Below are 13,786 nucleotides of genomic sequence, written 5' to 3'. Positions count from 1 at the left end.
ACGTACATCTCGACGAAGTCAGAGCCCGAGATCGAGTAGAAGGGCACACCGGCTTCACCGGCCACGGCCTTCGCCAACAGGGTCTTACCGGTACCGGGCTGACCGTAGAGGAGGACACCCTTGGGGATCTTGGCTCCCACGGCCTTGAACTTCTCCGGTTCGGCCAGGAACTCCTTGATCTCCTCGAGCTCTTCAAGAGCCTCGTCGACACCGGCGACGTCCTTGAACGTGACGTCCGGGTTCTCCTTGTTGACCAGCTTCGCCTTGGACTTGCCGAAGTTCATCATCTTCCCGCCCGACATCTGCGAGATGAGGAACCAGAAGACGACGAAGATGATGACGAATGGAATCAGAGTTCCCAGCAGGGACATCAGCCAGCTCTGCTTGGGCACCTCGTCGGTGTATCCCTTGCTGGGCTCGGCCGAGTCCACGGCCTTGACGATCTGCTCTCCACGCTGCTCCACGTAGAAGAACTGAACCTTCTTGCCGAAGTCCTTGCCCTCGATCTTGAGATCGTCTTTCAAGGTCAGGTCGACGCGCTGATCCTTGTCGACGATCTTGGCCTGTTCGACCTTGTCGTCCTGGAGCAGCTCGAGGCCTTGCTGGGTGTCAATCTGGCTGAATCCGACTCTGCTGAAGAGCAGAGCACCGATAGACACTACGAGCAGTGCCAGAACGATCCAGACCAAAGGGCCCTTCGTCGCCTTGTTGAGCAGTGGGCGACGCTTATTCGACTCGGCCATAAGTCCTCTCAGGAAAAAGATGTGGGCAACCTGTTCAGGCTACCGAGGCTGCCTGGGAACATCCCCCACAGCCTAATACCTCGCACTGACATAGCTCGAATGCACCCATTTTTGTTCCCGGGTGCGGCAGGCATTCAGTCAATGCGCGGAACGTTCATGCGCAACGCTCAGCTGTAGACGTGCTGAGCCAGGGTCGCGACGAACGGAACGTTGCGGTACTTCTCGGCATAGTCGAGTCCGTAGCCGATGACGAATTCGTTCGGAACGTCGAAGCCGATGTATTTGACGTCGATATCGACCTTGACTGCTTCGGGCTTGCGCAGCATCGTGCAGATCTCGACGGTCGCCGCTCCACGCGAGCGCAGGTTCTGGACCAGCCAGGACAGGGTGAGACCCGAGTCGATGATGTCTTCGACGATGAGCACGTGACGGTTTGAGAGGTCGGTGTCGAGATCCTTGAGGATGCGGACGACACCGGAGGATTTGGTGCCCGAACCGTAGGAGGAGACGGCCATCCAGTCCATGGTCACCGGCGAATGGATCGCACGAGCCAGGTCCGCCATGACCATGACGGCACCCTTGAGGACGCCGACGAGCAGGATGTCCTTGCCCTTGTAGTCTTCATCGATGGCGGCTGCCAGTTCAACGAGTCGTGCGGCTATCTGTTCTTCCGAGACAAGTACTTTTTCGATGTCATTGCCGAGATCGTTGATGTCCACAGGTGTCGAATCTCCTCGCTTGGGGTGGGGTGTGTCTCCATTATGATTCACTTCTGCCCCGGCGTGCCACCACGGAGGTCGTTCGTGCCACCGTGGAGGTCGTTGGCGCCACCACCAAGTTCTGATGCTTCACTGCGGGTGCCAAGTGCGGCCAGATCATCGTCGACTGTCCCCGGTGCGGCAGCAAGGTACCCGGTCACGCCCATGAGCGCCGAAACGCCGATCATGAACTCCAGCGGCACCGACCAGCCGCCGCTGAATCCGAGGAGTCCGCCGACGGCCAAGGGGCCGATCGCAGCCAGCACATAGCCGCTGGACTGCACGAATGCTGAGGTCCGGGCAGTGACGGACACGGCCTGTGTGCGGCCCGTGATGAGCGCGAGCGCGGCAGGGAAGGCGAAGCCGCCGTAGCCTAGGAGGATCGCCCACAGCACCGGCACGGTGGTGGGCATGAGGAGCAGTCCGAGGTAGCCGCACACGGCGCTGACGGAGAAGCTGACGAGGAAGAAGCGGGGCAGGATGCTGCGCATGATGATCTGCGGGGCAAGGAAGCCGCCGGGGATCCCACCAAGGGTGACGACGGTGAGCATGAGTCCGGCGAGGACCGGATCGATCCCTGCGTCACGGTAGATCTGCGGCAGCCATCCGAACTGGACATAGGCGTTGACTGACTGCAGACCGAAGAACATCGCCATGTATCTGGCCTTGGCAGAGGTGAAGATATGTCGCCGAGGCGGGCCAGCCTCGTGTGTGTCCTGCTCGGGCCGATCCAGGTGGGGTACGGATCGGACGAGCTTGAGGATGATCCAGGTGATCAGTGCGCAGGCAGGCACTAGTGCCCAGATGCCCAGTCCCACCCGCCAGTTGTCGAAGTGGCCGGTGAGTGGTGCGGTGAGGAAGGCGGGGAACATCGCACCCAGTCCCAGGGACACTGTGAAGGCGGTGGCGCCGAGGTTGGCTCGGTGGGGGAAGCGCATTTTCACGTACACCGGCAGAATGACGTTTCCGATGGACATTCCGGCCAGCGCGACCACGGTCAGACCGGCGAAGCCGAACCAGTTGTCGACGAGGACCCGGGCGCCCACTCCGACCGCGATCAGCACGCAGGTCATCGCCAGCGAGCTGAAGAGTCCGATCTTCTTGAGCACGGGAACGGCGATGAACCCGCAGATTGCGAAGATCAGGCCGGGAAGTGCTGTGAGCAGGCCTGTCTGCCATTCGACCAGGGCGTAGGCGCCTTGGACTTCGGAGAGGACGGGGCCCAAGGACGATGCGGCCGGTCGCAGGGAGCAGGCGATGAGGATGAGGCCCACGAGCGCCAGCACGTCGAGTCCCCGACCCGTACGATGGCCGTATTCGGGCTGAGAGGTCATTGGCTCATCCTTTCAGACGCTGTGTTCGCTCGATTCGGCGGCCCGTACCCAAGCCACATAAAGGTATACCATTTGGAGGTCAAGTGCCCTCCTATCTCTCAAGGACGACGATGACCACTCTGAGAAATATTCGCCTCTTTCCCCGCACTGCCGATGCCCAGACTGTTGATGTCGGGATCGAGAACGGACGTTTCACCTCGTTCACGCCGGCTGCCTCGGCGCAGGCGATCGGCCGCACCGACCCCGCCAGCGCCGAAGACGTCGATGGGCCCGACATCATCGATGGGGCCGGGCGAGCGCTGCTGCCCAGCCTCGGCGACGTCCATGCCCACCTCGATTCGAACCGGATGGGCCAGACCTTCCGTCCCCACACTGCTGACGGAACGCTGCACGGCTTCATCATGAACGATCGGGAGAACTGGCGGCAGGGCGAGCGCAGCGTCCGTGACCAGGCTGCCTTCGTGATCGCAGAGATCGTCTCCTCCGGCGGTACGCGCATCCGCTCGCATACCCAGATCGACGCCGACTGCGGTCTCGAGCGCTTCATCGGCGTCCGGGACGCACTGGCCGATCACGCTGCGGTCCTCGACTCTCAGGTCGTGGCCTTCCCGCAGGCCGGCATCGTACGCGAAAAGGGCGTCAGAGATCTTCTCGACGCGGCCTTGAGCGAGGGCGCTGATCTGGTCGGAGGACTCGACCCACTCCAATACGACCGCGACCCGGTCGCGCACCTCGACGTCGTCTTCGGGCTTGCGGAGAAGCACGGCAAAGGCATCGACATCCATCTCCATGAGCGCGGCAGCGCAGGCGTGTTCACGTTCGAGGAGATCGCCCACCGCACGAAGGCTCTCGGCATGGATGGGAAGGTGACGATCTCCCACGCCTTCGCCCTGAGCTCCAACCCTGCACCAGAGGTCGAACGGATCATCGAACTCGTCGCCGAGGCGGGAATCTCTCTGACGACGGTGGCACCGCAGAACGGCGTCCTGCCGCAGCGCAGCCTGCGTGAGAATCGGGTGGCGTTGGGTCTTGGCGAGGACGGTCAGCGCGACTACTGGAGTCCCTACGGTGACGGTGACCTGCTGCGGCGGGCCTGGCAGCTGGCATTCACGAATGGGCATCGCCTGGATGAGGACATCGAAGCATGCTTGGACATCGCTTCCCGAGGCGGGGCACAGGTGATGGCCGGAGCCCGACCGGACGGAACCGCATTGATCGATGATGCCCGCTTCGGTCTGGGCATCGGTGCTCCGGCGGACTTCATGCTGCTCGAGGCCGATACGGTCACCTCGGCGATCATGGACTGCCCTGCCGATCGCGACGTCTTCAAGAACGGAGGGCTGGTGGCCACCGGCGGCCACCTGGTCCACGGCAAGGCCTGAGCCCAACGTCCGGGGGCTGCAGTCACCCGGTCTTCGCGTCGCGACGGAAGCACAGGAGCTGCCTGGTGATGATCACTTCGGTGTCACCGGGAAGTGACAGACGAGCATGTGGGCGACCCGAGGTCCCAGGTTCGCGAATCTGGGCGCACAGTTGGGCCACGCGGGCGGCGCCGAAGCTCTGTGCGGGCACGTCGAGGGAGATCAGCCACTCGCGGACGACGCGGGAGAGGATCGCCTCCTCCAATCCTGCCAGTTCGGCCAACGGCACCTCGGTGCGTCCGCGCACGGCGGCGGCTGAGGTCTCGGCGAGCCCGTCGAGGCAGTCGGCATCGGCACGGCACAGCTCGGCGGTGCGGGCCAGATTCGCGGTGACAGGCTGGCCCAGGTCGGCCTCCAGGGTTGCCAGCAGGGCGCGGGCACGGACCCGGGCGAAGGAATCGTCGGCGTTCATCGGGTCATCCCAGACTTCGATGCCCTGAGCCCGGCACGAGGCGACAGTGGTCGCCCGTTCGATGTCGAGCAGGAGACGCACCACGGTGCCGGTGCGCAGAGCCATTCCAGCCAGGGATCTCGTGCCCGAACCACGCATCAGTCCCAGCAGCACCGTCTCCGCCTGGTCACTGCGGGTGTGCGCGGTCAGCACCCACTCGGCCCCCTGCACTTTCCGGGCGGCTTCAAGTGCGCCGTAGCGGGCATCGCGGGCGGCGGCTTCAAGGCCCTCGTCACCGGCTGCGACGGTGACGCTGGCGACCTCGGCGGACAGACCCCAGGATTCGGCGATCGAGACGACCCGGCGGGCCACCTCGGCGGTCGAGGACTGCAGACCATGGTCGACGGTCACGGCCTGCGCATGCAGCTCCCCACGTCGGTGGAGAAAGGCGCAGGCATGCAGCAGCGCCATCGAGTCCGCTCCCCCGGAGACCGCGACGATGACCTTGGGCCGGGAACTGCCCAACTGAGCCAACGCTTCACGGACACTGCTGCGGATCGCTCCGCTGGCCGGATCGAGGCTCGGTCGCCGAGGTGGTCGCGCCTCAGCCGTGGACACGGTCCAACCACAGACTCGGGGTGTGGATCTCCTCGCTCCTCGGCAGGTTCTCCGGTTTGGCATAGACGGCGGAGAAACCGGTCTGGCCGACTTCCTTGCGGATGGCGCGGACGAACGTGGCGCCGTCACGGTACTGGGCGAGTTTGAGGTTCATGCCCAGCAGGTTCGACAGGAATCCGCCCTGTCCGGCGTCGCGGCGGGCTTCGAACTTGCGTCGCAGCTTCCGCACGCTCGGGATCACTTCGATGCCGACCTCGTCCATGACCACGTCGGCGTGCCCTTCGAGCAGGCTGAGGATCGCCGTCGCCTCGTCGAGGGCGCTGCGCATCCCCTCGTCCCTGATCAGATCGACCATGCTCGCATCACCCTTGATGATCCGGCCCACTGTGGAGAAGACGTCAGCGAGACCGCTGATGCCAGGTGCCCTGAGAGGGGTCGCGACGACCTGAGACAGGAGAGAGCGCATGTGCTCACGCAGCCAGGGCGCGGTGGCGAACTGCACCTGGTGCGTGGCCTCGTGCAGGGCCACCCACATGCGAAAGTCGCGCGGCTTGACGTTCATCGCCTCTTCGGCGATGAGGACAGCGGGGGCGACGAACATCAGCCGGCCCGTGTCCACCGCAAAGGGGTCGAATTGGCCCAGAACTCGAGTCGACAGCAGCGAGAGCACGCCTGCCAGTTCCACGGCGGCCGCTTTCGCCGCTCCCGGACCGACAGGGGCGGGCAGGGAGTCCGCGTCGACCATGCCGTTGAGCGACTGCGCATTGGCCTTGATCCAGCCGATCTGATCGAGCACGAGCACGGAACCGGCGCCCAGACGAGTGCGCACGTCATCGGCATGGGCAGGGTCGAGGAGGAACGAGTCGACGACGAGTTCCTGCGCCGTCAGCGCATTGTCCTTGAGCCCGGCGACCAGCGCGTCAAGTTCATCGATGTCGGGCATACGCGCTGCGGGGACGAGTTCCCGGGCTGTGCGGGCGGCGAACTTCTCATCGACGATCATCGGCAGCCGCAATCCGCGAGTGCTGCGACGATATCGTCCACGGTTTTCCTGGCTTCCAATATTTTGTCCTTGTCCACGTCGTCGATCTGCAGGGTGAAGACGAGATAGCGTCCATCGGCGTCGAGCACCCCTCCTGCCAGTGAGGTCACGGTCGACAGGGTCCCCGTCTTCGCGTGCACCGTCCCGGCTGCAGCCTTGTCTTTGGTGAAACGTTGGGTCAGTGTGCCGGTCAGTCCTCCGACGGGCATGTAGCTGATGAGGCTGGAGAGCGAATCGTCGGCGACGACCGATGCCTGCAGGATCGTCGTCAGGTCGTGCGGACTGATCTGGTTGTCATAGGACAGGCCCGAGGTGTCTTCGAGGTGGGTCTTGCCCAGATCCACGGAATCGGACAGGGCCGCCAGCACGGCTTCGGGGCCGGATTCCAGGCTTCCGGGTTCACCCTGGGCGATGGCGACCTCGTTGCCGAGGACCTCGGCGACGACGTTGTCGCTGTGCACGAGCGCGTATTCGACGATCTCGGAGATCGTGGCCGATTCCACCCCCGCCAGCTGGCTGGTTTCGGAGTCTCCGTCGGTCTTCGCGTCGTCACCCGTCTCAGCGGCGGGTGCAGGGTTGTCGGTGACTGTGACTCCGGCTGCCTTGAGCTCTTTGGCAAAGACTGCGAAGGCGTCCTTGGCCGGGTGCTCGCTGCGGCCCCGCCATTCCTTGTCTTTGCTGCCGACATACCCGGTGTCGATCATCAGCGGCTGGATCGGCGTGATGACGCCCTTGGCGATATCGGCACGCTCCCATCCGGGACTGAAGTCCTTGCCCGTGTACCGGGAGGTGTCCAAGTCCAGGGCCACCTCGGCGACGTTCTGGCTCTTGAGTGATTCGGCAGTCTGCTGAGCCAGCGTCGTCAGGCCCGCGTGACCGTTCACGGCACCCGGCTGGGACTCCCCCGCACCCAGCAGTGAGTCTCCGCCGCCTGTCAGCGTCACCGTCGAGGTGGACGGGTCGAACTCTGTGGTCGTGCTCAGTCGCTTCTCGCCGCCGATGCTCAGCAGTGCCGCCGAGGCCGTGAGGACCTTGGTCACCGAGGCCGGCGTGCGAGGTCTGTTCTCGTTCTGGGCGTAGAGGATGTCATCGCTGAGCCCGTCGCGGATCTCGATCCCCAAGCCCTTGACCTTGGCATCAGAGAGGACCTTGTCCACCGTGTCGGGGACCTTGGTGGGCACAGGTGCGGAATCATCTAGCGCCGAGGCGGGGGCGGGCATGTCCTTGCCCTGCGCGTCAGGCGCGGGGACCGCCTGGACTTCGACGGCGGGGTCAGTGGTCAGGATTCCCGGGAGCTCGGGGAAGACGTCGTAGGCGTCGACTGCCGCAACCGCGCCCAGCACGATGGCGAGGCTGCCTGCGGTGATGCCGGCGACAGCCTTCTTCGACCGCTTCCGCCTCTTCCGCTCCGGGGTCTGGTTCAAGCGCGGGCTCTCATTCTCATTGCCATCGTCCTCGCCGTAGCCGTTGTGGTTGTCGTTCGTGGGGACTTGTAAGCTCTATTCTAGTGATGCAACCCTAGCTTGAAGGAGCACTATGGAACTCTTGGCCACAATCGAGATCCCGCGCGGATCGCGCAACAAGTACGAGGTCGATCATGAGACAGGTCGAGTCAAGCTCGACCGCTACCTCTACACCTCGATGCAGTACCCCGCTGACTACGGCTTCTTCGAGGACACGCTGGGCAACGACGGGGACCCGCTCGACGTTCTCGTACTGCTGCCCGAACCCCTCTTCCCCGGCGTCCTCATCGATGTGCGCCCCATCGGAATGTTCAAGATGGAAGATGAAGCAGGCGGCGACGACAAGGTCCTGGGCGTCACGGCCGGCGATCCCCGCTGGGAGAGCTACCAGGACATCGGCGACGTCGATCAGTTCACCCTCGACTCGATCGAGCACTTCTTCACCCGCTACAAGGATCTTGAGCCGGGCAAGTACGTCAAGGGCTCCAGCTGGGTCGGGCGTGCAGAGGCTGAGGCCGAGGTCGAGGCTTCGATCAAGCGCTTCAAGGACTCTCACTGAGTTCACCCTCACCGAGGTGGTGTGAAGCATCGCCTCACCCGTGATCAGAGACCGCCCGGACCTCGCCGTCCGGGCGGTCTCTGCATTCATCGGACGAGCGGCTGCCGGCCCTGGGACGACCCACTACTTAGGTGATCCTAATGAGAAGTGTGAGCCAGGTTATGCGATTGTCGAGACATGAAACTCGATCATGTGTCATTCGCCAGCGAACCAGACGGGTACAAAGCCACTGCCGAGCGGATCTCGGAGAAGCTCGGTGTGGTTCCCTACGACGGTGGTGTGCATCCTCGATTCGGTACCAGAAATCTGATCTTCCCTCTCGCGAACGGTCATTACCTCGAAGTCGTCGAAGCCTTGGAGCACCCGGCCGCGTTGTCAACACCCTTCGGCCAGGCAGTGCGAGCTCGTTCCGAGCTCGGCGGCGGCTGGATGGGATGGTGCGTTTCGGTCGATGACCTCGCCGGAGTGGAAACTCGTCTCGAACGCAAAGCCGTCGACGGAAACCGCACCCCGGAATCAGGCCTGGAACTCAAGTGGCTACAGATCGGAATCAAGGGGCTCATCGCCGACCCTCAGCTTCCGTTCTTCATCAAGTGGGCGGCCGACTCGTCTCAGCATCCTTCGTCCTACAAGACCAATGGCGATGTCGCTCTCGACACCCTGCAGATCGCCGGGGATCGTGACCGACTCCGCGACTGGTTGGGAACCCAGGATCCCAAGCCCATCCCGGAGATCCACATCGACTGGTCGGCGCCGCACGGCACCCCCGGCATCATGTCGATCAGCTTCGACACCGCCAAGAACGGCCTCGTCACCATCTGAGACGCCGTAGGCCGGAACGTTCGGCGCTGTTCGGCATTCGCCGGGCAGAATTGATTCGCCGGCGGAGCCAGACAGCTGGGCTCAGACGACTGACGTCGCACAGCGTAGAGGGCAGCACACCGATTCGGTGTGCTGCCCTCATTTCATACGAGGAGCCCGGTCCACAGTGTCTCCCCCGTCGATGACAACCTCGGACGGTTTCATGCCAAGCTGCTTGGCGATCCGCGAAGATGCCTCGTGATCTGGATGGATGTGAGCAATCACCTGCTCGACTCCGCGGGTGCGAAGGCGGTTGGTGAGATGTAGAGCGGCCCGACCTGCGTACCCGAGCCCCTGCCACGGGCGGCCGATCACCCAGGAGATCTCCGCGGATCGCTGATCGGCCGGGAGGGTCGCCTGGACGAAACCGACAGCTTGCTGGTCATCCCCGAGCGTGACGATGTCATTGAGCCACACCTCGGTCCGGTCGGCAGGCCCACCGCGAGTCTGAATGCCATAGAGCCTCTTGAGGTCAGCTTCGCTGGGCGGTTGCCCGCCTGTGTACCGGTAGAGGTCAGGATGTGAGAGAACGACCGCCATCTCGGCGGCGTCTCCGACACACAGAGGACGGAGGGTGACGGCCTCGTTCATCATGCCAGCCAACCATCTCCCTCCGAGGCGAGCAAGAGGCGCCTATACGTCCTCTGCACACCGTGACTCAATGGGGATCCGCCCCCAAGAGGGGATGGTGATAGCTGTAGCTGCATCGCCCTACGCCACCGGTTCACGCTTAAGTGGACGTTTTGGGCTGAATACAATCGGAATTGTCAGCCCAAAACGTCCACTTAAGCTGGAGTGGCCGCGGAGTCAGACCTCCGCGGAGCCCTCTGTGAGGTCTTCGGCACCCTCTGCTGCCTTTTTCTTGCGCATGTGCGCGGCCGTTGCCATGGCACCGCCTGCGGCAAGCAGGCCGGCACCTCCGCCGAGCAGCGGCAGAGTGCTGTCGTTGCCGGTCCGCGGCAGGTCACCGCCGCCACCGGAACCCGAACCGCCGGAGCCGGATCCGCCGTTCGACCCGGCATCACTTGCGCCCGCTGCTCCGGCCGCCGCAGCTGCATCCTTCGCACCGTCCTGGGAGCCGCTCGTCGAGCCCTCGGACGAGGAACTGCCGTCGCCGCCATCGGACGAGTCGCCGTCAGACCCGTCGGACGAGCCGTCCTCGTTGCCTTCGGTGTCTGCGTCCTTCGGGTCCTCGTTCGGAGGGTCGGTTGGGTCCTCTGTCGGAGGGTCGGTGGGCTCTTCGCCGCTGCCCTTGATCACCTGGACCACTGTCGGTCGGGGAAGCGCTGCCACGCCCTTGTCGACATCTGTGGTGTCGACATAGTCGGGGAACCGCGAGTGCTGATCCGACCATTCGCCGTCCTCACCTGGGTGCTGCACAGCCACGAACGCCGAGTTGTAGGAGTCGTGGACGAGCGGTCCGCAGACTTCACCTTCACGCGGGACGGAGAGGAACTGCTCGACGCGTCCGCGCTCCTCACCTTCGATGGTGACCTTGAACAGACCGTCGCAGTAGCCGATGCCATCGGGTGCACCATCCGTGGAGATCCACAGGTTGCCTGCCGAGTCGAACGTGACATTGTCGGGGCAGGAGATCGGTGAGACCTGGTCTTCGGGGAAGCCTGAGAAGTAGGTCGTGTCGCCTTGCTTCGGGTCACCGCACACCAGCAGCAGAGTCCAGTCGAACTCGGTGCCGGTGTGGTCACCGTTGCGTTCGGTCAGTTCGACGATGTGTCCGTCGCGGTTCTCGCTGCGCGGGTTCGCCTCATCGGCGACGGCCTTGCCGTCAACGCCACGATCCGAATTGTTTGTGCACGCAACGTAGATCTTTCCGTTGACTGGGTTGGGCTCGACGTCCTCACAACGGTCCATCTTCGTCGGACCGACCTTGTCCGCCGCCAGTCGAGTGTTGACCAGCACCTCTTCAATGGCCATTCCCGAGACCTGCGACTTGCCGTCCTTGATCAGCGGCAGCCACTGCCCGCTGCCATCGAACTCGCCGTCGGCCGGAACGTCACCGCTGCCGTCGATCTCGCCCTTCGGGGAGTTGCCCGTGAACTTCGCTACGAACAGATCGCCCTCGGTCAGCAGGGTCATGTTGTGGGGCAGGTCGCCTTCGATGTACTTGCCCTTGGACACGAACTTGTAGAGGTAGTCGAACTTCTCATCGTCGCCCATGTAGGCAACGGCCTGACCCGAATCGGCGATCGTGATGTTGGCGCCCTCGTGCTTGAGGCGGCCCAGGTTGGTGTGCTTGAGCGGTGTCGATTCGGGGTCGCGCGGGTCGACTTCGACGATCCAGCCGAATCGGTTGGCTTCGTTGGCGTAGCCGGAGTTGTTCGTGTCGAAGCGCTGCAGGTCTTCTTCCCAGCCATTGGCCGAGGCCTCGTTGCTCAGACCGTAGCGTTTGTCGGCCGCCGAGGTGCCCTGCGCTTTGAAGTAGGAGTTGAAGTTCTCCTCGCCGGAGACCAGTGTGCCCCACGGAGTCAGGCCTCCCGAGCAGTTGCCCAGGGTTCCCTGAGCCTTGTCGCCGTTGGGGTAGTCCCTGGTGCGGAGCAGGTCGGAGCCGGCTGCCGGCCCAGTGAATTCGTATTCGGTATCGATGAGGAAGCGGCGGTTGTTGGCGCCGTTGACGTCGACCTTCCACGGGGTCTTCTCATTGGTCCGGACCAGTTCCGCAACAGTCAGCCCGTGTGCATCGCGGCTGATGGCGCGCTGGGTGGCCTTGTCCATACTGTCGGGGTACATGATCGCGTCGTTCGTGTACTCCTGGTTGGCGAACAGCAGGGCACGGTTGCCGTCGCCGTTCTCGTCGACCTGGATTTCGAGGAAGTCGTTGTTGTACCCGAACTGACGTCGCTGCGATTCGACGCTCTGGTTCTCGGGGTCGAACTTCGGAGCGTCCGGAAACAGAGGGTCACCCCAGCGCACGACGGGGTGCCACGAGTACCCCTCGGGGACGATGAACTTGTCGACCTCGTGCTGGACCGGGTCGATCGCGGTGAAGTCGAGGCTGCTTCCTGTGCCTGCTGCTGCGGCCGCGGCTGCACGTGTGGTCGGACTCGGTCCGGTCGTGACTGCGATGGCCAGTGCTCCTGCCGCCGACGCCCCCAGCACTGCCCTGCGGGACAGCTGCGCCCCGACGATGTCGCGGAAGTAGCTGTTGGACGAGGTGTTGCAGATCGCCTTGGTGCACGCGTTGTCGCATTTGAGCGCACATGTGACGGGGCTGCGCTTGCCTCGGACGTGTCCGGCCATGGGCAGAAGTTCACGTAGGGGTGCCATCGGTTCGGTTGTCTCCTTGGATCGGGTCTGTCGGCCCTGCCTCGCGAAACGGAGTCGGGCTCATCAGTTCGAGACTTTCAGGGTCAGTTGGACCCAGAACTACCGTTGTATGAACTGCGCGTGAACCCGTTCAGCCGATGTCGACGAGGGTGAGGATTCCCGGTGCCAGGAAGCCCACGGCGTCGATGATGAAATGTGCCCACACCAGCGGCATCAGCCTGCCTCGGCGCATGAAGTACCACCCGAAGATGATGCCCATGGCGACGTTGCCGATGAATGGCCCGATGCCCTGGTACAGGTGGTAGCTGGCACGGAGGACTGCCAGACTGATGATGATCGGCCACATCCCGCAGCCCAGGCGCTGGAGCCGTTCGGCCCCGAAGCCGAAGATGATGACCTCTTCGACGATGCCGTTCTTCGCCGCGGCCAGAATGAGCACGGGAATAGTCCACCAATGATCGCCGAGGTTGGCCGGCTGGACCTCGGCAGTGATCCCCAGTGCCCTGCCGCCCGCGTAGACGGCCAGAGTGCCGATGCCGATGATGGTGAAGATGAGCGTTCCGCGCCCGAGGTCTTTCCCCCTCTGGCCGTTCACGCCCAGCCGTGTGCTCAGGGGCGGGGCATTCGAGTCGCGAGTCAGCAGGTAGAGGGCCAAGAGCACTGGTACGAGGGTGAACCCGATGTCGAGGATCTGGTAGACGAGGTCGAATCCGGGTCGCGGCGACATCGAGGTGTTGAGCTTCGCTTGGGCGTCGCTGATCGGACCGCGGGTGGTGATGTCTGCTAAGCGCACGATCGCATAGACCGCCGATTGGCCCAGCGAGAGTGCCGCAACGAGACCGAGCTCGAACCACAGGCGCTTCTTCTCCTGCGGTTCGAGCTCGTTTCTCATGGATCCCACTGTAGTGGGCGAGGACTCAGTGCCTCGGTTCCTCGTCCGTGTCGGGGCGACCGCCGGTGGCCACTGACCCCGCATCTGCGGTGGTCTCCGTCTGCGTGCCTGAGCGAGCACGATCCGTCGTATCCGAACGCTGCGCAGCCCTCGCCTCGGCGACGTCGAGGACCTGGCCGCGGGCCATGTTCTTCACGTGCTTCTTCTCTCCGCGACGTTCCTTCGCTCCTTCGAGGAGGAGGTAGAGGACAGGCACGAGGATGAGCGTGAGCAGGGTCGAGCTGACGAGACCGCCGATGACGACGATCGCCAGCGGCTTCGAGATGAAACACTCCCCCACCGTCAGTCCCAGGGCCATCGGTATAAGCGCGAAGATCGTCGCTGCCGCGGTCATAAGGATCGGACGATAACGCAGTCTG

13 protein-coding genes are annotated in these 13,786 nt (G+C 63.8%); 3 read left to right on the top strand and 10 right to left on the bottom strand.

Annotation, left to right across the window (positions count from 1 at the left end):
* The 3 genes from HX613_RS21845 to HX613_RS21835 form a co-directional block, all read right to left on the bottom strand.
* On the bottom strand, positions 1-743 hold a 743-nt coding region (locus tag HX613_RS21845; RefSeq protein WP_235347203.1), incomplete at its 3' end, for an ATP-dependent metallopeptidase FtsH/Yme1/Tma family protein.
* Positions 744-910: 167 nt separating this feature from the next.
* Positions 911-1,462 (bottom strand): hypoxanthine phosphoribosyltransferase, encoded by a 552-nt coding sequence (gene hpt, locus HX613_RS21840; protein ID WP_235344448.1) that lies wholly within the window; start codon positions 1,460-1,462, stop codon positions 911-913.
* Between the two features lie 47 nt (positions 1,463-1,509).
* Positions 1,510-2,835 (bottom strand): MFS transporter, encoded by a 1,326-nt coding sequence (locus HX613_RS21835; protein WP_235344449.1) that lies wholly within the window; start codon positions 2,833-2,835, stop codon positions 1,510-1,512.
* A 110-nt stretch (positions 2,836-2,945) separates the two neighbouring features.
* Here HX613_RS21835 and HX613_RS21830 point away from each other — a divergent pair, with 110 nt between their 5' ends.
* On the top strand, positions 2,946-4,217 hold the full coding sequence (locus HX613_RS21830) for an amidohydrolase family protein (RefSeq protein ID WP_235344450.1): 1,272 nt from the start codon (positions 2,946-2,948) through the stop codon (positions 4,215-4,217).
* Positions 4,218-4,239: 22 nt separating this feature from the next.
* Here the strand turns inward: HX613_RS21830 and tilS are convergent, their stop codons facing one another.
* From tilS to dacB, 3 genes are read right to left on the bottom strand one after another with little or no spacing between them, the layout of a single operon-like run.
* Positions 4,240-5,265 (bottom strand): tRNA lysidine(34) synthetase TilS, encoded by a 1,026-nt coding sequence (gene tilS / locus HX613_RS21825; protein ID WP_235347202.1) that lies wholly within the window; start codon positions 5,263-5,265, stop codon positions 4,240-4,242.
* Positions 5,252-6,268, bottom strand: a complete 1,017-nt coding sequence (locus HX613_RS21820; protein WP_235344452.1) for a zinc-dependent metalloprotease — start codon at positions 6,266-6,268, stop codon at positions 5,252-5,254. The genes tilS and HX613_RS21820 overlap by 14 nt, the downstream gene beginning before the upstream one ends.
* On the bottom strand, positions 6,265-7,731 hold the full coding sequence (gene dacB, locus HX613_RS21815) for a D-alanyl-D-alanine carboxypeptidase/D-alanyl-D-alanine endopeptidase (RefSeq protein WP_235344453.1): 1,467 nt from the start codon (positions 7,729-7,731) through the stop codon (positions 6,265-6,267). Before dacB ends, HX613_RS21820 begins: the two co-directional genes overlap by 4 nt.
* A 112-nt stretch (positions 7,732-7,843) precedes the next feature.
* Between dacB and HX613_RS21810 the strand changes: the two genes are divergently transcribed.
* Positions 7,844-8,329 (top strand): inorganic diphosphatase, encoded by a 486-nt coding sequence (locus HX613_RS21810; protein ID WP_101570621.1) that lies wholly within the window; start codon positions 7,844-7,846, stop codon positions 8,327-8,329.
* A gap of 177 nt (positions 8,330-8,506) precedes the next feature.
* The gene (locus HX613_RS21805) at positions 8,507-9,151 is read left to right on the top strand and encodes a VOC family protein (RefSeq protein ID WP_235344454.1); all 645 of its coding nucleotides are present in this window, start codon (positions 8,507-8,509) and stop codon (positions 9,149-9,151) included.
* Positions 9,152-9,289: 138 nt separating this feature from the next.
* Here the strand turns inward: HX613_RS21805 and HX613_RS21800 are convergent, their stop codons facing one another.
* From HX613_RS21800 to HX613_RS21785, 4 genes are all read right to left on the bottom strand, one after another.
* Complete coding sequence (locus tag HX613_RS21800; RefSeq protein ID WP_235344455.1) at positions 9,290-9,784, bottom strand: GNAT family N-acetyltransferase; 495 nt, start codon at positions 9,782-9,784, stop codon at positions 9,290-9,292.
* A gap of 213 nt (positions 9,785-9,997) precedes the next feature.
* Positions 9,998-12,475: a PhoX family protein gene (locus HX613_RS21795; protein WP_235344456.1), complete on the bottom strand. Its 2,478-nt coding sequence runs from the start codon at positions 12,473-12,475 to the stop codon at positions 9,998-10,000.
* 130 nt (positions 12,476-12,605) lie between these two features.
* Entirely contained in the window at positions 12,606-13,367 is a 762-nt protein-coding gene (locus HX613_RS21790; RefSeq protein WP_235344457.1) for a CPBP family intramembrane glutamic endopeptidase, read from the bottom strand.
* 25 nt (positions 13,368-13,392) lie between these two features.
* Positions 13,393-13,786: efflux RND transporter permease subunit (locus HX613_RS21785; protein ID WP_235347201.1), on the bottom strand; the 394-nt coding region annotated here is incomplete at its 5' end.

It is taken from the genome of Brevibacterium sp. UCMA 11754, assembly GCF_021532275.1.
Lineage (GTDB): Bacteria > Actinomycetota > Actinomycetes > Actinomycetales > Brevibacteriaceae > Brevibacterium.
The sequence above is the reverse complement of the archived record's forward strand: the minus strand, read 5'-3'. Positions and strand labels throughout refer to the sequence as shown.